This is a genomic window from Caballeronia sp. DA-9 (assembly GCF_051615025.1).
Classification (GTDB): Bacteria; Pseudomonadota; Gammaproteobacteria; order Burkholderiales; family Burkholderiaceae; genus Caballeronia; species Caballeronia sordidicola.
The window spans coordinates 1,064,274-1,082,888 of record NZ_CP195131.1 but is presented as its reverse complement, the minus strand read 5'-3'; the positions used below and the strand labels follow the sequence as shown (position 1 = coordinate 1,082,888).

Annotated in this window: 13 protein-coding genes; 3 read left to right on the top strand and 10 right to left on the bottom strand. The window is 61.8% G+C overall.

What is annotated here, in order from left to right; all coding sequences use genetic code 11:
- Positions 1-20: 20 nt before the first annotated feature.
- The 6 genes from ACRWA7_RS04800 to ACRWA7_RS04775 form a co-directional block, all read right to left on the bottom strand.
- Positions 21-1,487, bottom strand: a complete 1,467-nt coding sequence (locus ACRWA7_RS04800; RefSeq protein WP_438390289.1) for an alkaline phosphatase family protein — start codon at positions 1,485-1,487, stop codon at positions 21-23.
- A gap of 144 nt (positions 1,488-1,631) precedes the next feature.
- Positions 1,632-3,323 (bottom strand): ATP-binding response regulator, encoded by a 1,692-nt coding sequence (locus ACRWA7_RS04795; protein ID WP_438390288.1) that lies wholly within the window; start codon positions 3,321-3,323, stop codon positions 1,632-1,634.
- 3 nt (positions 3,324-3,326) lie between these two features.
- Positions 3,327-4,325, bottom strand: coding sequence for an ATP-binding SpoIIE family protein phosphatase (locus tag ACRWA7_RS04790; protein WP_438390287.1), 999 nt, complete (start codon positions 4,323-4,325; stop codon positions 3,327-3,329).
- Positions 4,310-4,630 (bottom strand): ATP-binding protein, encoded by a 321-nt coding sequence (locus ACRWA7_RS04785; RefSeq protein ID WP_244164057.1) that lies wholly within the window; start codon positions 4,628-4,630, stop codon positions 4,310-4,312. The genes ACRWA7_RS04790 and ACRWA7_RS04785 overlap by 16 nt, the downstream gene beginning before the upstream one ends.
- A gap of 86 nt (positions 4,631-4,716) precedes the next feature.
- The gene (locus ACRWA7_RS04780) at positions 4,717-5,103 is read right to left on the bottom strand and encodes an STAS domain-containing protein (protein ID WP_060819601.1); all 387 of its coding nucleotides are present in this window, start codon (positions 5,101-5,103) and stop codon (positions 4,717-4,719) included.
- Positions 5,104-5,105: 2 nt separating this feature from the next.
- On the bottom strand, positions 5,106-5,972 hold the full coding sequence (locus tag ACRWA7_RS04775; RefSeq protein ID WP_060819602.1) for an STAS domain-containing protein: 867 nt from the start codon (positions 5,970-5,972) through the stop codon (positions 5,106-5,108).
- Positions 5,973-6,441: 469 nt separating this feature from the next.
- Between ACRWA7_RS04775 and ACRWA7_RS04770 the strand changes: the two genes are divergently transcribed.
- Entirely contained in the window at positions 6,442-8,826 is a 2,385-nt protein-coding gene (locus ACRWA7_RS04770) for a PAS domain S-box protein (protein WP_438390286.1), read from the top strand.
- Between the two features lie 83 nt (positions 8,827-8,909).
- Here ACRWA7_RS04770 and ACRWA7_RS04765 read toward each other — a convergent pair whose 3' ends face one another.
- On the bottom strand, positions 8,910-10,352 hold the full coding sequence (locus ACRWA7_RS04765) for a short-chain fatty acid transporter (protein ID WP_438390285.1): 1,443 nt from the start codon (positions 10,350-10,352) through the stop codon (positions 8,910-8,912).
- Positions 10,353-10,419: 67 nt separating this feature from the next.
- Positions 10,420-13,755, bottom strand: a complete 3,336-nt coding sequence (locus ACRWA7_RS04760) for a molybdopterin-dependent oxidoreductase (RefSeq protein WP_438390284.1) — start codon at positions 13,753-13,755, stop codon at positions 10,420-10,422.
- Between the two features lie 98 nt (positions 13,756-13,853).
- On the opposite strand from ACRWA7_RS04760, the gene ACRWA7_RS04755 reads away from it, so the two are divergent.
- Positions 13,854-14,762, top strand: coding sequence for a LysR family transcriptional regulator (locus ACRWA7_RS04755; protein ID WP_438390283.1), 909 nt, complete (start codon positions 13,854-13,856; stop codon positions 14,760-14,762).
- Positions 14,763-14,798: 36 nt separating this feature from the next.
- Here the strand turns inward: ACRWA7_RS04755 and dld are convergent, their stop codons facing one another.
- Positions 14,799-16,538, bottom strand: a complete 1,740-nt coding sequence (gene dld / locus ACRWA7_RS04750) for a D-lactate dehydrogenase (protein WP_438390282.1) — start codon at positions 16,536-16,538, stop codon at positions 14,799-14,801.
- A 154-nt stretch (positions 16,539-16,692) separates the two neighbouring features.
- Between dld and ACRWA7_RS04745 the strand changes: the two genes are divergently transcribed.
- The gene (locus ACRWA7_RS04745) at positions 16,693-17,601 is read left to right on the top strand and encodes a LysR family transcriptional regulator (RefSeq protein WP_438390281.1); all 909 of its coding nucleotides are present in this window, start codon (positions 16,693-16,695) and stop codon (positions 17,599-17,601) included.
- On the opposite strand, the gene ACRWA7_RS04740 is transcribed toward ACRWA7_RS04745, so the two are convergent.
- Complete coding sequence (locus tag ACRWA7_RS04740; RefSeq protein WP_438390280.1) at positions 17,602-18,501, bottom strand: DMT family transporter; 900 nt, start codon at positions 18,499-18,501, stop codon at positions 17,602-17,604. It lies immediately after the preceding gene.
- Positions 18,502-18,615 lie beyond the last annotated feature (114 nt).

Here is an 18,615-nt window from a genome sequence, read left to right as displayed (position 1 = left end):
GGCGCCTCCCGTGCTCTCGCCTAGTGCTTGCCGCCGCGCCGGCTGCGCTGGCGCTGGATGTGCTGGCTCCATGCGGCCGAGCGGTCGCGGATGAAGTTCGTAAGATCGGCGCTAGAAGCCGGCAGCGGGTCCGGCTCGACGTCATAGTGGCCTTTCTCGTTGCGAACCGGCAGCGCGGCGACACGGGCGGCCTGCAGACGGTCGAGCCGCGACGGCGTCGACGCATTCTGGTGATGCGGGCTCGATACCGGCACCGTCACGTTCGCAAGCGGATCGTCGTCGCGCAGCTTGGCGAGCGTGAGCACGTCGCCGAGCGACGGTGCGGCCGCGTCGCGTTTCGTCAGCGGTTTCGTGCCCCAGCGTTCGTGAATGGTCGCCAGCACCGACGTGTGATCGATGGTTTTGCCCTTTGGCGCGCGGAACACGGTGCCGGCCTCGATCAGCGGCGAGACGAGCACGGCCGGCACGCGCAGGCCGAAGCGCGTGAAGTCGAAGCCGTATTCGCCGACCGTGCCGTCTCCGGGCGGTGTTGCGTTCGACGGCGGCGCGACGTGATCGTAGTTGCCGCCATGTTCATCGTAGGTGATGACGAGCAGCGTCGAGCGCCAGGCGCGGCCGTTTCTCAACGCGTAATAGGTATCGTGAATAAGCTGTTCGCCGGCGGCCACGTCGTAGTTCGGATGCTGGCTGTTGCCGGTTGCATCCCAGCTCGGCTCGAGGAACGTGAACGCGGGCAGCTTTCCGCTCGCAGCAAGCGCCTGGAAATCGCGGAAGTGACCGAAGTGGGATTCGTCGGCGTGCTGCACGTCGGGAAAATCATGGCGCGTGAGCGGGTCGCGGTTGTAGCCGAAGATCGCCCAGTCGGCCTTTGCGTCACCGAGGTCCGACATGCGACCGAAAATGCTGGGGCACGTGAAGATCTTGACGTGATCGTCGAGATGGCCCTGCGAGGTGCCTGCAAGCGCGAACGCGCGGTTTGGCATAGTCATCGTGGGCGCGGAGGCGAACCAAGCATCGCAGACCGCGTAACCGCGCGCGAGCCCGGACAGCACCGGCAGCAACTCAGGCGTGTACATGCCCATGATCTGCGACGGCGTGGTGCCGGGCAACGAATCCTTATAGTGCTTCGCGAGATCGGACGCGATCGCCGACTTGAAGTTGAGCACGAAACCGCGATTGTCCGGCACGGCGTCTGAAGCAGGATCGTCGGTCGAGAATAGCTGGTAGTTCGTATTGTAGAAGCCTTCGCCGGGATCGGCGCCCGGCATCAGGTACGGATTCGGATCGCTCGCCTTGATGCCATAGACCGCGATTTCGCGGCCCGTGTCGTCGGGGTTCGACTCGTTGCCCGTGAGGCCGTCGAACGCGTGGCCCAGCGGGGAGCGATTTCCCGTGTCGCTGTAGAGGAAACCGAGCATCTGATCGAAGGACCGGTTTTCCAGCATCAGATACACAATGTGGTCGATTTTTGCGAGCTTGTTCGCCATGGCCGTCTCCTTTGCGAACTTCGCAAAGTACGGCGCTTGCGTGATCGTTGTGTGACCGGGGCCACGATATGTCGCCAACGCGTCGCCAACGCACACTGAGACTTTTTGATTGGAACGGCGGTTCGCCGAAAATGCCGCAATCGCTTACGAAGAAGTGATCTGTGCGGGAGGGAGCGTTTCCATCAGTTCGAATATCTTGTCGACCGGCACCGGCTTGGCGAAATAAAAGTCAAAACCGGCTTCTATTGCCTCCTTGTGAAACTCCGCCGTGGCGTATCCACTCAGGGCGATCAATGTCAGCGGCGACGCGTTGAACCTGTCGCGCAAGCTCACCGCAACATCGAAACCGGACATGTCAGGCAAGCCGATATCGACAATCGCCACGGTCGGCACGAACGATGTTTCCGGCGACAACGCCGATTTTCCGTCAAGCGCCACGCGGCACTCGTGACCGTTCATGGACAACAGGGTTTCCAGCGCGCACACCGAGTCTTCGTTGTCGTCAACGAGCAGAACTCTCTGGGCGTGGCCGCCGTAACCCGCCGTGATGCTCGCCGTTTCGTCCGGCGCCAGGTCGTGCGCGCGCGGCAGTTCGACCACGAACGTACTGCCTCGCCCGGTCCCGGCACTGTGCACGCTGACCGTGCCGCCATGATCGCGCACGAGACGCTGGACCACCGTCAATCCAATGCCGAGTCCCGCCTCCTGACGGGCAAGGCCCATCGACGCCTGCGCGAAGAGATCGAATACCCGAGGCAGCATGTCGGCGTCGATGCCCATGCCGCAATCGATCACCTCGACGCGCACGGTGCTTTCGTCGAAACCCGCGCGGATCCGGATTTCACCGGCTTCCAGGGTATAGCGCGCCGCGTTGTGAATGATATTGCTGAGCACCTGCTTCAGCCGTCCAACGTCGACACGCACCATCACCGGCTCAAGCGGATACTCCACCGTCACCCGGTGTCCGTATCGGGCCACTTCTGCCGAAGTCATCTCCACCGCGCCGTCGATCAGCGTACTGATCCGCACGATCTCGGTCTTCAGTTCTACCTTGCCGCGAGTCAGCCGCGCCACGTCGAGCAGGTCGTTGACCATGTGCGAAAGATGCTGCGTCTGGCGGCCGATCACGGCGAAGGTGCGAGCATGCATGTCGCTGACGGCTTCCGTGGAACGCTGCGCCACTTCGAGCGACAAGGAAATCGCGGACAGGGGATTGCGCAGTTCGTGCGCAAGCATGGCGAGAAATTCGTTCTTGCGCGCGTCCGCGTCCTCGAGTTCAGCCTTGTTGCGCCGCAGTTCCTCAAGCGCGAGCAGCATGTCGCGGTTTTGCCGTTCCAGTTCCTCAACGGGCGTCTGCGCTTTCCTGCGCATCAGTTGCTCGACCAGTCCGTTCAACTGCGTGGTCGTCAGGCGCGCAGTATCGCGGGGAAGCAGCATTTCCAGCGATACCGTCGTGCCCTGACCCGGCCCTGACGTGATGAAGAAGCCATCGGCCATGCGCCGGCTGCCAGGAATGCCGATGCCCGATGACTTTCCGCGGTAAGCCGCATCAGCCAGGAGTTCATCGAGATTTGCAATGCCCGGACCTTTATCCGTGATCTGCGCGACCACGCATTGCATGTTGATCGCCTCGCTGGCGTCGCCAACAAGAAAGGTCAGCGTGCCGCCTCCGGCGAACTGGACCGCATTGCGCGCAATCTCCGAAATGGCGGTGATGAAACGCGTGCGTTGCAGATTGTCGAGACCGAACAGTTCGCCTACCTGACGCGACCGGTCGCGGATCGCGACAAGGCTGAGATTGCTGCTGATCGGCGTGGAAAGGATTCGATGAAGCATGGGTCAAGCCGCCTTGATGACGACGACGGTGGCATCGTCCAGATCACGCGCGAAGTCGCGATGCAGCACGGCGGCAATCAGGCTCGGATGATGTTGAATCAAACCGGGATGCCGGGTGAGATTCCAGCGCGTCGAAAGGCCGTCGGTAGTGAGGATCATCGCGCTGCGAGCGGTCCAGGTCACCGCGGCCTCGCGCACCAGACGCATGTTGTAGCCAACGGTGCCGTCGGTCGACAGCAGGTGCTGGCTCGATTCGCCCGACGCGACAATGCCGACAATATTGCCAACGCCCGCGAACTTGACCACGCCGGCGGCGGTATCGATTTGCGCAACCGCCATCACTGCGCCGCGAGTCGCCTTCAGGCCCTGGTGTGCGCTGCGAAGAATGCTGCCGGGAGAATCGGCCTTGCCGGACTGGCGAAAGATTTCGACGGCCCGCTGGGATGCGTCCGAAGCAAGCGGTCCATGTCCAAGGCCATCGAGCACGACGGCGCGCAACTGGCCTTCCTGTTCCTCGACGGCCCATGCGTCGCCGCAGACTTCCTGGCCCGCCTTGGGTGTGGATCGGGCGCCGATCGAATAGCGCGAGGCGCCGGCTGTCGCAGAGCGTCCGTTCTGTATTCGGGCAAGCACTGCGGTGCCGGCGCCGGCAACCGAATAAACATCGAACAGGTGCGATTGCCGCGACATGGTGCCAAGTCCCGCACCGAGACTGCCGCCGGTCGAAAATCCGTCGCGCCGGGCTGTATCGAGGTTCGCGATGCCCGGCCCGCGGTCGAGCGCGAGCAGTTCAATGCCAAGCGTCTCGCCGTCTGCATAGCGTCGCAGCAGAATTTCGCCGCGATCCGCGTACTTGATGATGTTGGTCGCCGCTTCGGTGACAACCAGCGCGGCGTCGGCCTGATAGCGCTCTGCAAACCCAAGGTTCTGAGCGAGCTTGATCGCCGCGCGGCGCGCCTCGGATACGCCGCTTTGATCGGTGAGACTCAGCGCCGCTTCCATTGAGTAATGCTCACTGTTGTCCCGCCGTTGACGGTCGACGTAATTTCGAAATCGTTGACAAGGCGCCGCGCGCCGCCCAGTCCCAATCCCATGCTTTTAGCCGTGCTGTAACCGTCCTCCAGCGCCCGGTCAATATCAGCAATCCCCGGACCTTGATCCGTGAATACGAGCTTGATGCCGGTGCGTCCATTGTGCTCGACCTCGATGATCGTGACCGTGCCCCCCTTGCCGTGGACCAGCGTGTTTCGCGCGAGCTCGCTCGCCGCCGTCACGAACTTGGTCCGCTCCAGCGTGCCGAATGCCATCTTCGTCGCGAGTTCCTGGATGAATTTGCGCGCGCCGTTGACTTGATCGGACGTGCGAATTTCCAGAACGGCGGGGCTCAGCGCAACTATGAGGGTTCTCCCGTTTGATCCGCCGCGTCATCGAGCGACTGGCGCAGGAGCGCCATGCCCTTGTCGACATCGAGCGCCGTGCGGATCCCTTTCAGCGACATCCCGAGCTCGACCAGCGTGATCGCCACGGCCGGCCGCATGCCCACCAGTACCGTGGCCGCGTCGAGCACGCGCGCCATGGCGGCGATGTGTCCGAGCGTCCGGCCAATGAACGAGTCGACAATCTCGAGCGCCGAGATATCGATCAGTACGCCCCGCGCGCGCGTCTGCTCTATGCGCGAAGTCAGGTCGTCCTGTAGATTCAATACCAGCTCGTCATGGAGTTCGACCTGGATCGATACAAGCAGAAAATCGCCAAGCTTCAGAACCGGAATTTGCTCCATACCTATTCGCCCGTTCTGGCGCTGCCGAGCTTGCTTACTGTCAAGCCGACCCGGCGCAGCGCGATCTTCAGCGCTTCAGCTAGCGTGGCTTTGGTCACGACGTCCCCCAGATCCACGCCCAGATGTACGATCGTTTGTGCAATTTGCGGGCGGATGCCGCTGATGATGCACTCGGCGCCCATCAGGCGAGCGGCCGCGACGGTCTTGAGCAAATGCTGCGCGACCAGTGTGTCGACGGTCGGCACGCCAGTGATGTCGATGATCGCGATCGCGGCTTCGTTTTCCACTATTGAATCAAGCAGGCTCTCCATGACGACCTGAGTGCGTTCGCTGTCGAGCGTGCCAATAAGCGGAAGCGCGACGATTGAATCCCACAGCTTGACGACCGGTGTGGTGAGGTCGAGCAGTTCCTGCTGCTGCCGTTCTATGATTTGCTGGCGGCTTTTCTGGTACTCGGACACGGTGACCAGGCCAAGCTTGTCCAGCACTTGCGTCAGTTTCCAGAATTCCGAGTTGAGACTGTCCGCGTCCGCTCCGGATTGGCGAAGACCCTCGAACAACGGCTTCTTCAGCGAAAAAACGAAGGTTGCAGTTTCTTCCGGAGAGAAACCCTGCACGACGCGCTCGCGCGATAATTTCGCCAGGTGACTCCGCACGTCGTTCCACTCAGCCCCGGTCATTTCCTCGTCGTAGTCATTTTTAACCGCGTTCGCGAATATCGACAAAAATGCGCGCGAAGCTTCCTTGACGTCGGCCTCGGACAGCAGGTCCTGCCGCGCACCACCCGAAAGTTGCTCGGCGATCCACGTTGTAAGTATTTTTGCTTCGTCTTTGACTAAAACTTCGCTTAAACCAGCGCGCTTGCTCAAGTGTTTCTCCTAATCGCTATTCACGGATGTTTTGCGGCATGTGATTATATGGGACAATCTCAAAAATCCCGATTCGGACCCAGGATCTTTCGTGGTTTAACGGCCGGGTTCAATTCAGCGTGTTCCTGGCGCTTCGATTCGCGGGACGACGATTCTCCGGTCTTGCATCGCGCCAGACCTGCTAGATCCGCTGGACCGGTCATCAGGCCAGTTCGCGACTTTGAGCGACTTCATTGCGCTCGCCTTGGCCGCTCTCTCATTTCCGCGAGAATCGCGATCTTGCTCGTCTTTGCAACTTGCGTGGCCGGTTCGCACTTTACAAACATCGCCTGTATTAACCTTGTTGGCCCGATGACGCAGCGCGCCGGCAATTGACGTGTGCATGCCCTATACTACTTTTCCAACTATTGTCCACCCGGCAACATTTCTTTCGCTTTTGTTTCCAACCGCTGCAAGTGCGTCCACGAATATGACCTTAAATACCAGCGGCAGCCTCGGCGATGTCAACAGCGAACATCGCTACGAACTGCTCGTGACGAGCGTCAGTGACTATGCAATCTACATGCTGGATCCAACCGGCCACGTGGTCAGCTGGAATACGGGCGCGCGGCGGTTCAAGGGGTACGAGAAGGACGAGATCCTCGGGCAACACTTCTCGGTCTTCTATACGGAAGAGGACCGGGTCGCGGGAAAGCCGGCACTCGCGCTCAGCACAGCGCAGGCCGACGGGAGATTCGAGGGTGAGGGATGGCGTGTGCGTAAAGACGGCTCACGCTTTTGGGCTAGTGTCGTCGTTGACCGGATTATCGACGCGACGGGTACGTTTGTCGGCTTCGCCAAGATTACCCGGGACATTACCGAACGCAAGGCGGCCCACGAGGCGTTGCGCGTGAGCGAGGAACAGTTCCGGCTGCTCGTTCAGGGCGTGACCGACTATGCCATCTACATGCTTTCCCCAACCGGCGAGGTCACGAACTGGAACGCAGGCGCGACGCGCATCAAAGGCTATACGGACAAGGAAGTTATCGGCACGCATTTCGAGCGGTTTTATACAGAGGCCGACCGCGCCAGCGGATTGCCGGCCCGCGCGCTCGCCGCGGCCAAGCGAGACGGCCGGTTCGAACATGAGGGCTGGCGCGTACGGAAGGACGGGAGCACCTTTTGGGCGCATGCTGTCGTTGACATCATCCGCGATGGAACCGGCCGGCACATCGGGTTCGCCAAGGTCACGCGCGATATCACCGAGCGCAAGCATGCGGCCGAAGCGTTGGAACGCGCCAATGCGGCATTGGCCCAGTCGCAGAAAATGGAAGCGATCGGACGCCTTACAGGCGGTGTCGCACACGATTTCAACAACCTCTTGCAGGTGATCAGCGGAAATTTGCAACTCCTCGCGCAAGACGTTGCGGGAATGGGCAGACCCGAGAAGCGAGTGCGCAACGCACTGGCGGGCGTGACACGCGGCGCCAAGCTCGCTGCACAACTGCTGGCTTTCGGCCGGCGCCAGCCGCTCGCGCCAAAGGTGGTGAACCTTGGCCGCTTCATACGCAATCTCGACGACATGTTCAGACGCGCCCTCGGTGACGGCATACAGGTGGAGACCGTTGTTTCGGGGGGATTGTGGAATACGTTTGTCGATCCGTATCAAGTGGAACACGCCATCTTGAATCTCGCGATCAACGGACGTGACGCAATGCAGGGACACGGGCGGCTGACCATCGAGGCGGGCAACGCCGCGCTGGACGACAATTATGTCCGGAGCAACCCCGGCGCGGAGACGGGCCAGTACGTGATGGTCGCGGTCACCGATACGGGTTCGGGCATAGCGCCGGACTTGATGGAACGGGTGCTCGAACCTTTCTTCACGACCAAGCCGGAAGGTCAGGGCACGGGCCTCGGATTGAGCATGGTATATGGCTTCGTCAAGCAATCGGGCGGCCATCTCAAGCTTTATAGCGAAGTGGGTCACGGCACAACGGTGCGAATCTACCTGCCGCGGGCCTTGCAGGAAGAAGACACCGTCGTCGAGATAGACGCAGGGCCGGTCACCGGCGGCAGCGAAACGATCCTTGTTGCGGAAGACGACGAGGACGTGCGCCGCACGGTCGTGGAACTCTTGTCCAATCTCGGCTACCGGATACTCCTAGCCAAGGACGCAATGAGCGCGCTGGCGATCATCGAGAGTGGCGTGCCTATCGATCTGCTGTTCACCGACGTGGTCATGCCGGGCAGCTTGAGCAGTCCGGAGCTGGCACGCAAGGCTCGTGAGCGGCTTCCAAGTATTGGCGTCCTCTTCACGTCCGGCTACACGCAAAACGCGATAGTGCATGGGGGCAAGCTCGACCCGGGCGTCGAGTTGCTGAGCAAGCCCTATTCGCGTGAAGCGCTAGCCCGCAAGATTCGTCATGTGCTGCGCAACCAGGAGCAACGCGAGGCGGCGGCTGCGGCGCTCTCTGCGGCTAAACCTGCAACCGCCCATTTGCCCGCGGCGTTTGCCTCGCAACAGGTACTGCTCGTAGAAGACGACGATCTGGTGCGCGCGGGAACGATCGAAATGTTGAACCGTCTTGGAATCGCTCCCTTGCAAGCTGCCAACGGCGCCGCTGCAATGAGCGTCCTGGAAGCACAACCGGTCGACGTGCTGATTGTCGACATCGGATTGCCGGATATTTCCGGTATTGACCTGGCGATCAACGCCAGCAGCCGCTTCCGCCAGTTGCGCATTGTCGTCGCGTCCGGGTACGACATTGTCTTGAGCCCGGAACAGCGCACGATGCTGCCAACGGCTCGCATTCTGCGAAAGCCCTATGACGCGCTGGATCTGTCGCGTGTCCTGGGTTCGCATTCCGACTGAAAAATCGGAATTGGCCCGGGCGCCGGTCCAGCGGTGTCGCATTGACTCGAGCGCGATTCGACGGACTCGCGCTTTTTCCAAAGTTACATTGTCCGCGGCACGAATTCGAGCGTACCGGCGAGCACGGTCAGAAGAATCAAGACGAGCGGCACGTGGACGATCAACTGCGTGAACGTGAATCCCACGATATCCCGCGCGCGCAATCCGAGCACGCCGAGCAGCGGCAGCATCCAGAACGGATTGATCAGGTTCGGCAATGCCTCGGCCGCGTTGTACACCTGCACGGCCCAGCCAAGATGCACGCGCAGGTCGCTCGCCGCCTGCATCACATACGGCGCTTCAATAATCCACTTGCCGCCGCCCGACGGCACGAAAAATCCGAGGATGGCGGAGTACGCGCCCATTACGGCCGGAAACGACATGTGCGACGACACTGAAACAAAGAACGCCGCGAGCACATGCGAAAGCGCCTCGCCGCCGGGGGCCGCCGCCTTCGTCAGCATGAACGCGATACCGCCGTATAACGGAAACTGGATCAGCACGCCCGCCACCGAAGGCACCGACGCCTTCACCGCCTGCAGGAACCGATACGGCCGCCAGTGCAGCAACATGCCGAGCATCAGAAACAGGAAGTTGTAGGTGTTGAGGTTCGAGATGGCGAGGAGCGGGTCCTTGCTCGAGAATTCATGAACGAGCCATCCAGCACCCAGCGCCACCAGTACGATGGTCAGCAGCGGACTGTGTTCGAGCCAGTCGCCCGGACGTTGGGCGCGTGCGGCTTGCATGGGCGCTTCGGACAGGTCCACGCCCAGATCCGCCGCGCTCACCACGCGTTCGTCGCGCGGCGACGAGAACCACGCAATGGCGAGCGAGACGACCGCGAGCGCCGCGGCCATGAGCATCGATTGCGGCAGGAAAATGGTCTGCGAGAAGGGCAGCACGCCCGTGATGTCGCTGATTGCCTTGGGCAGGCTCGCCGGATTCGCCTGCAGTTGCGCGGCGGCCGAACTCAGGCCGAGCGCCCAGGTTGCGCCCATGCCGAGATACGCCGCTGCGCCGGCCGCGCGATAGTCCATGGCGAGATCGCCGCGGCGTGCCAGCGCCCGCGCGAGCAGGCCGCTGAAGATCAGGCTGATTGCCCAGTTGAACATCGACAGGACAATGGTGACCAGCGCGACGAACGTGATCGCGGCGCGCCCCGAGCGCGGCAGGCGGGCAAGCATCGCGATGAGTCTCGACGCCGGCGTGGAAACGGCGACCACGTAGCCGGTAATCGCGATCATCGCCATTTGCATGGTGAAGGGAATCAGGCTCCAGAAACCATCGCCAAAAGTCTGCGCAACCTGGGTTGCAGGCGCGCCGATGGCGAGCGCCCCGAGCGCCACGGCGGCTACCGCGATGGCCGCGAAAACGTAGGCATCGGGGAACCAGCGTTCCGACCAGCGCGCAACAGCAATGGCAACGCGTTCAAGGAAGCCGGTCCCGGAGGGCGGCGCGGTTCTTTCGAGCGTGGTCGTGTTTTTCATGGGTTCTCGCTTGGGCGTGGTAGTGGTAGTAATCGTGGAAATGGCGTCATGGGATTTCGAGGCGTGCTCATGCATCGATTTCCAGATCGGAAACGGGAATGGCCTGGCAACCGAGCAGCATGCCGGGTTCGTCGGGCGCTTCGCCGTTAAGGTGCGCCGCGTCGCCCTTGATCAGGCGAACGGCGCAGCTTTCGCATTGCCCGACGCGGCAACCGCTTGGCATCGCGATGCCCAGTTTTTCGGCAAACTCCAGCAGCGTTCCGGATACCGGCTGCCACTGCGCCACGCGGCCGCTGCGTCGAAACGTGACGGTATGCGTGCGCTCACCTGCGGGAAGGGCGCGCGGCGGCGAGCGGAACTCCTCGTGGAAGATGTCGAAGCCCGGCATGCCACGCGCAATAAGGCCGGTGCGCACGGCGTGCATCATTGGCGCGGGTCCGCACATGTAGACGCGCGCGCGCAGCCTGATGTGCTCGTCGGTCACCACGGCGTCGGTGATCCGTGCGCCGCCGTAGTAATCAATGACGTCCAGTTGCGGCAGTTCGGCGCGCAATGCCGCAAGGCGCGCCTTGAACGCATGTGTCGCGCTGCCCCGGTTTGCGTAATGCAATTCGATTTTCGGCGGCGCCGCGTCCATCAATACAAGTGTTTCGAGCTGGCTGATGAAAGGCGTAATGCCGATCCCGCCCGCGATCAGCACGACCGGTTGTGGCGACTGCAGGGGCAAGGTGAAGCGGCCGGCGGGCGCACGCAATTCCACCTGCGCGCCGCGTTCAATGCGCCTGTGCAGATGCGACGAAAGCGCGCCATGCCACTCCGCGCCGGTATCGTCAACGCCGCGCTGATGCCTGACCGCGATGCTGTAATGCGTTCGCGACTTTAGCCGCGCAGGCCCCGTCAGCGAATAAGCGCGTGCAAGCGGCTCCCCGCCATGTCCGGTATCGACACGGATGGACACATGCTGGCCCGGCTGGAAATCGGGCAAGCCGCCGTGATCGGCGGGCGTGAGATCCAGGCCGATGACACCATCGGCGATCGGCTGGGTGTTGCTCACGATGAACGGACGCCATCCGGTCCAGCCACGGCGCGCGATATCAAATAGCGGATCGCGCGCGATGTCGCAGCGAAACGAGCGCAGCGGCACGGAGCCGCTTGTCGGGTCCGCATGGTCCGACGAGATCAGGCCGTTGTAATGGCTGTTGCCCGGTCCGTCGAGCGTAAAGCCGGGTGCGCCAATCTCGGGACAGGCTTGCCACCAGCCGAATTCCGCGACAACGGTATCCGGTTGCAATGCATCGACCCGGCGTGCGATGAAGCGCGCGATACCGTTGCGCGTGGTGACGATCACCGGATCACCGTCCGCGATCTGGCGCGCCTGTGCAATGCCCGTGGCGATATCGAGCATGGGCTGCGGCGAGCGTTTCCTGAGCGACACGAGCGAGCGATGCTGGCTGTGGCAAAAATGGCCGTTCTTCGCCGAGGACAGAACGAAGGGAAAACGGCTTCCCGCGAGGTTCTCCTCGGCTGGTCTGACGAACCTCGGCAGCGGCGCTTGGCCGTGCCGGTGCAGCAACGCCGAATACAGTTCAACGCGTCCGGTTTCGGTCGCGAAACCCGTGGTTTCATAATGCTTTTCACGCTCGGGCAAGGGCATGCTGATACCACCGGGCTGCTCGCGAAGCTGCGCGACCGTAACCCCGAGCGGCGCGAGCATGTGATTCCATCCGGCTTCGAGAGAGCCGTCGAAGAAGTCGCGTTGCATGCCGAGCCGGCAAGCAAGGTCAAAGACAATCTCGTTGTCCGAGCGCGCTTCGTCTCGTGGCTCGACAAAGCGGCGGCGCAGTTGCACATGCGTTTGCGACGTCGCGTTCAATTCGAAGCCCACGCGCAAGCCCTCGCGTTCCCACGGCGTGCCGACCGGCAACAGGATGTCGGCGTAGCGTGCCGTGGGTGTTTCGAACAGATCGCAATGCACGTGAAATTCGAGCGCTTCCAGCGCGCGGCGCGCCGTTGAAATATCGGCCTGCGAGGCGAGTGGATTTGCGCCAAAACCGAACATTGCGCGCACCGGATACGGCTCGCCTTCCAGAATGGCGCGATACGTATCGCGCGCAGTCACCCAGCCGTGCGCGGGCGGCCCCAGCGGACGCTCGGCAAGCCCGAGCGCCTTCTTGCGCTGCTCGGGTGCGAGTTGCGCGAGGTCGCTGATCGCATTCACGGGAAGCTTCGGATACAGGCGATTGCCGCCAGTTTTATCGAAGCAACCGGTCAGCGCGTACAAGACGGCCATGGCGCGTTCGGTCTGCGTTGCGTTGGTATGCTGTCCAACGCCTGACCACGCGTGATACGCAATCCTTTTCGACGACCCGATCAGCCGCGCCGCCGCAATAATGGTCTCAGCCGGAATGCTCGTGAGTTCCGACACATGCGCGGGCGTATATATCGCGGCTTCGCGCTCGAGCAATTCGAACGCCGGGTGACAGCGAATGCGGCCGTCAGCGGTGTCTATATCGAACGTGCCGCGCAGCGCGCCCTGCGTTCCAGTGCTCAGGCCTGCTGTGCCCCACGTCAGCACGCGGTTATCGGACGCGCTCGCATCTACGTCACGTTCGCGCAGGAACGCGCCATTGTCCTCGCGCACGAGAACCGGGCCATTGGTCCAGCGCCGCACGAAGGATTCGTCGTATTGGCCGTCCCGGATCAGCAGGTGGATCAGGCCGAGGGCAAGCGCGGCGTCGGTGCCGGGGCGCACGCGCAGCCATACCTCCGCCTGCTGCGCGAGCCCGGTCGGACGCGGGTCGACCACAAGCAGCTTCGCGCCGTTGGCGCGGCCGGCGCCCACAGCGTTCGCCTGCGCAAGCCACGCCGCCGCCGGATTGTGGCCCCACAACATGATGAGATCGGCGTGTTCCATGTCGGGCGTCGGCATGCCGCAGCCAAACGTGAACGCGTGCGCAAAGTCCTTGTGCCAGTTGCAAATCTCCGTGGCATAGCAAATATTCGGACTGCCATACAAACGCACGAACCGCTCGATCCAGTCGATGCTGTCCGACAATGGCGTGCCGCTCGGCGTGGTAACGGCGAACACGACGGACTCCGCGCCGCTTTCGCGCCGGATCGCGCTCAGGCGCTCGCTGACTTCGTTGAGCGCCTCGTCCCACGAAATGCGTTGCCAGCCCGGATCGGCGGCGTGCTTCGGGTTCGTGCGCCGAAGCGGATATTTCAGACGGTGCGGACTATGGACGAGCTCCGGCGCGGCGCGCCCCTTCATGCACATGGCCGAGCCTGTCGGATGCGACGGATCGGGGCGTACGCTGACCAGTTGCCCGTCGCGAACTGTATTGAGGGTGCCGCACCGTGAACGGCACAAAGTGCAGTAGCCCGGTGTTTCTATCGATTTCATCGGAGGGAATGCGTTGACGGGTGCTGAAAATCGATCCTAGGGTGGCCAAAATAATATTGATAATTCAAAATTAAGAACTTGCGATATTGGCAAAATCAATGGACTTCACGCTGCGGCAAATACGGTATTTCATTGCGACGGCCGAGACCGGGCAGATCTCGAAGGCAGCCTTGCGCTGCAATATTTCGCAATCGTCGATGACCATCGCGCTCAAGAGCCTGGAAGAAGCGCTTGGTGCCGAGTTGTTTATCCGGCATTCAAAAGGCTTGCGTTTAAGCGACGCTGGCGAGCGTTTCCTGCGTCACGCGCAGCAAATCGATGCCGCCGCCCGCCATGCCGCCGACGACATGCGCGAGCGGCCCGACGGGTTGTCGGGCACGCTGCGCATTGGCGTGACGGACACGATTTCGGCTTATTTGATGCCAACGCTGCAGCTTGCGCTCAAGCGGCGATTTCCGGATCTGTCGCTGGTGCTGTTCGAACGCGAACGCGTCGAGGTGGAGCAGGCTATTGTTGAAGGGCAGCTTGATCTGGGCATTGTGCTGGTTTCGAATGCGGCGCTTCGCGAAGATATAGAGGGCGAAACGCTGCTGCGTTCGGCGCGGCATTTGTGGGTCGCGCCCGATCATCCGCTCGCCGCGCTGGAGAGCGCATCACTCGCCGATGTCGCACATCATGACTTCCTGCTGCTCGACATGGACGAGCATGTGAATACGGCGCATCGCTATTGGGCTCACTGGGGATTGACGCCACCGGTGACTTTTCAGAGCAAGTCGATTGAAGGAATCCGAAGCATGGTGGCGCAGGGTGTGGGCGTGACGATCCTGTCGGACCTGGTCTACCGCCCGTGGTCGCTGGAAGGCGGCCGCATTGTGCGAAGGCCCGTTGTGAATGCGGTGCCGACAATGGATGTCGGCATCATCTGGTCCAGGGACAGGGGCTTTCCGCATCACGGCGATTCGCTGCGCGATTTCCTGCGCGTGACCTTGCGTGAATCGCGCAATTGAGCCTGTGGTCCGCGACTTCGCCATTTTCAGATGAACCTAGAGCGCGGCCTCGCGGTACTTCGCGAACTTCGAAGTTTGCCCGATCCCCGGGTTGAAGCAGTTGCAAGGATCAAGCTGCTTGTAAAATGCGGCGAGCTGGGGTTTCGCGTGATACAGGTGACCCACATTGTGTTCCGCCGGATATTCGGCGCCGCGATCATCCAGCAGCGTCCACATCCTGTGTTCGACTTCAAGGCAATCGTTTCCCTTCTTCACGATGTAATCCTGATGGAAGACATGGCAGAGGAAGTGGCCGTAATACAGCTTGATTGCAATCGTCTCTTCAATCTCGGGCGGCAAGGTCTCGATCCAGTCGCGATCGTTGCGACGCAGCGCAATGTCGAGCGCGACAATGTCCTCCACTTCCCGCGTATGCACGGCCCGGTAACGGACCGCTGCGCCAGCAGCGGCGAAACGGTGCAGGAATGCTTTCCGGCCTTCTTCGTCGGTACATTCGAAAAAGCCGCCCGTGGCGTTCTCAAAGTAGCTTGAGAGAAAGGCACGCGTTTCTTCGACACTTTCGGCCGCCACTTTCAACATCAGGTGATGTACGTACTTGTCGCGATACTGCTTCATGCGCGCCGGCAGATGGCTTGGAAACAGCCGGCTCGCAGCCTGCAACACGCGGTCGGTGAAGTGCGAAGGGACAAATCCGATGCGGTCGAACAGTGCATCGAAACGGCTTTTCAGTCCGAACAGCGCGGGCAGCCTGGACGTGCCGAGATAGTTGATTGCGAGGAAGGTATCCTTGCCGTACTCCTCCGCAATATCGAAGGCGTCGCGATGAAGATATTCGCCCGAGATCGGCAGGTGCTGGAAATCATGAAGCGCGTGACGGCGGATCTCAGTCAGTTCGTCGGGCCGGTTCGTGCCGATATAAAAGACCTTTGCGTCCTGATCGATTGGAAACGTGTCGAGCCTGACTGCGAACACCATTACCTTGCCGGCCGAGCCGGACGCTTCATGGAGCCGCTGCGGGTCCGCGTTGAATCGCGCGGGCGTCTCGGCATCGATCTCGCGCACATGAGCTGCATAACCATGGTCCGATCCCGCGCCCGCGTCATGCCGGATATCGGCGTCTGAAAACTCGCCTCGGTCGAGCCGTCCAAGTATGTCGCCGGGCAATTCGCCGAGCTCGATTCCCAGATGGTTGACGAGATTCAGTTTGCCGGTTGCATCGACTTGCCCAAACAAAGCCATCTCCGTATACGCCGGGCCGCGATGCACCAACGCGCCGCCCGAGTTGTTGCACACACCACCGAAAACCGACGCGCCGATGCAACTCGAGCCGATCACCGAATGCGGTTCGCGGCCAAGCGGCTTCAGCGTTTTTTCCAACTGGTCGAGGGTTGCGCCCGGCAGGCAGACTACCTGCGTACCGTCATTGATGACGTACACCTTCTTCATGCGGCTCGTGCTGACGATCACGATGTCCCGGTCGTAGTCGTTGCCATCGGGCGTCGAGCCGCCCGTGAGCCCTGTGTTCGACGCCTGCGTGATGACGATCACATTCGCCGTGATGCACGCCTGCAGCACGTTCCATTGTTCGGCGATCGTCCCGGGACGCACCACCGCCAGCGCCTTGCCGGCGCCAAAACGAAAGCCTGTGCGGTAGCGGCGGGTTGCGCCTTCATCGGTCAGCGTGTGCTTCTTGCCGACAATACCGCGCAATGTCGCGATCAACTTGCTGGCCGCGTCGGCCGGGAGTGTTGCCAGTGGTGCGCGTGCTGTTGACATTGGAATCTCCTGAGAAAAGTTGGACGTGATCCGCAGCCGCTATCTCCAGCCGACCTGGCTGCGGCGTTTCAGCGCATCGGGTTGACTCAAAGGTTAAAATCAGCTCGGTCATTCGTCCAATATCTTGCGAACACATTTTGGAGACGAAAAAGATATGGAATTTCGTCAGTTACGCTATTTCCTCGCCGTCGCGGAGCATCTGCATTTCACCGATGCAGCCGCGCATCTCGGGATTGCCCAGCCGCCCTTGAGTCAGCAGATCCTGAAGCTCGAGCGGGAAATCGGCACACGTCTATTCATCCGGCATCCGCGCCGCGTGGAACTGACTGAAGCGGGACGGCTCTTTCGCGAGAGCGCGCGGCGGATCGTGGATGACGCGCAGCAGGCGTTTGTGGATGTGCAGAATGCGGGACGCGGCGAGACGGGCCGGCTGTCGCTCGGGTTCGCGGGTTCCACGGTGTTTCATCCGATGGTGGCGACCACGATGCAGCGCTATCGGCATGCATATGAGCGCGTCGCGATCAGTTGCGAAGAAAGCAATAGCGCGGCCTTGCTCGACAAGGTCGCCGAGCGGCAACTCGACGCTGCCCTCGTGCGCATGCCGCTCAACTGCCGGGACTTGATCGTCGAACCGCTGGCCGACGAAGCCATGCTGGCGGTACTGCCGGCGAACCATCGCTTGAACCGGAGGCGGCGCGTCGATCTGGCGAACCTTGCCGATGATCCGTTCATTCTCTTTCCACGCCCAATCGGTCCTGATCTATACGACTCGATCATCAGCGCCTGCCGCGAAGCGGGCTTCGCTCCCTCGATCAGCATGGAGTCGCCACAAATATCGTCGGCAGCCAATCTTGTTGCGGCGGGGTTCGGCGTTGCGGTGGTTCCCGCGTCGATCCGGCAGATCCAGGTCGAAGGGGTGTCGTATCACGAACTGCAGGGCAAGCCACTTTCGACTGGCATTGCGCTGGTTCATAGACCACGCGAAAAATCGGCGACCGTGCTGAACTTCGTCAAGATCTTGAGGCAGCAGCGACTGGCCGCGCGCGTTGGCGGCAGCGCCTGATCACGGCCGCCCTGCGGTTGCAATCGCGACGCCGACTATTGCGACTGCCATCGCCCACCACGCCGTTGCGGGCAACACTTCGCCCAGCATTGCGTAGGACATCAACGCAGCCCCGGGCGGCACGAAGAAGAACAGGGACGCTACTTGCGACACCTTGCCCGCGCGCGTCATGGCAAGCAGCAGCGTGATGGCGATCAGCGAGTTGCCGATCACGAGGTACAGGAGCGTGGCGACGAACGCGCCGGTCCATTGAACGTGCATCGTTTCGAACGAGACGGACAACGGCGCGCAAATCGCAAAACCAATGGCGTACTGGATCAGATTCGCGCTCAGCGGGTCCTGGCGCGTACCGAAGCGCTTCTCGTAAAGCATTGCGGCGGTCATGCCGGCGAGCGCGCCGGCCGCCAGAAGCAACGCGCTCAATGACTGGACTTCCACATGGCCGCGCGCCGCGATCACACCGGCCGCGCCGGCCAGGCCGAGTACCAGCCCAATCCACTTGCGGGCGCTGACGCGTTCGGCAACCAGCACGGGTGCGAGCACGCCGACAATGATCGGCTGCAACGACACCACGAGCGCAAGAACGGTTGACGAAAGGCCCGCTGTCAACGACAGATAGCTCAAGCCGAAGTACATCACCTGAACCAGAAAGCCGGTCACGGCCAGGTGCATCCACGCTCGTGCGGTGCGTGGCCAGATGGGACGCCGCCATACGCACAGCACGAGCAGCACGGCCACACTCAACGCGAAGCGGATGGACAGGAAGGCGAGCGGCGTTGCGTAACGAAGGCCGATCTTCGCGATCGGAAAGCCGGCCGACCACAGGACGAGAAATATTGCCGGCGCGGCTGCAATGAGCCAGCGGCGCTCCGCCGATGCCGGGACTGATGCCTGATCCATCTCAGTTGTTCTCCTGTGACGACACGCATGATTGCAACTCAGGACGCGGCGCGTGACAAGCGCTGTTTATCGGCCATTGTTTGCGCGAATCAGGTTTACCCGTAAACCATGTGA

Bases quoted from the DNA above. Each gene is read 5' to 3' on its own strand.
- ACRWA7_RS04745 (WP_438390281.1), top strand. From the start codon at position 16,693: ATGGAATTTCGTCAGTTACGCTATTTCCTCGCCGTCGCGGAGCATCTG.
- dld (WP_438390282.1), bottom strand. From the start codon at position 16,538: ATGTCAACAGCACGCGCACCACTGGCAACACTCCCGGCCGACGCGGCC.
- ACRWA7_RS04765 (WP_438390285.1), bottom strand. From the start codon at position 10,352: ATGAAAAACACGACCACGCTCGAAAGAACCGCGCCGCCCTCCGGGACC.
- ACRWA7_RS04790 (WP_438390287.1), bottom strand. From the start codon at position 4,325: ATGGAAGCGGCGCTGAGTCTCACCGATCAAAGCGGCGTATCCGAGGCG.
- ACRWA7_RS04755 (WP_438390283.1), top strand. From the start codon at position 13,854: ATGGACTTCACGCTGCGGCAAATACGGTATTTCATTGCGACGGCCGAG.
- ACRWA7_RS04770 (WP_438390286.1), top strand. From the start codon at position 6,442: ATGACCTTAAATACCAGCGGCAGCCTCGGCGATGTCAACAGCGAACAT.
- ACRWA7_RS04760 (WP_438390284.1), bottom strand. From the start codon at position 13,755: ATGAAATCGATAGAAACACCGGGCTACTGCACTTTGTGCCGTTCACGG.
- ACRWA7_RS04780 (WP_060819601.1), bottom strand. From the start codon at position 5,103: ATGGAGCAAATTCCGGTTCTGAAGCTTGGCGATTTTCTGCTTGTATCG.
- ACRWA7_RS04785 (WP_244164057.1), bottom strand. From the start codon at position 4,630: ATGGCATTCGGCACGCTGGAGCGGACCAAGTTCGTGACGGCGGCGAGC.
- ACRWA7_RS04800 (WP_438390289.1), bottom strand. From the start codon at position 1,487: ATGGCGAACAAGCTCGCAAAAATCGACCACATTGTGTATCTGATGCTG.
- ACRWA7_RS04795 (WP_438390288.1), bottom strand. From the start codon at position 3,323: ATGCTTCATCGAATCCTTTCCACGCCGATCAGCAGCAATCTCAGCCTT.
- ACRWA7_RS04740 (WP_438390280.1), bottom strand. From the start codon at position 18,501: ATGGATCAGGCATCAGTCCCGGCATCGGCGGAGCGCCGCTGGCTCATT.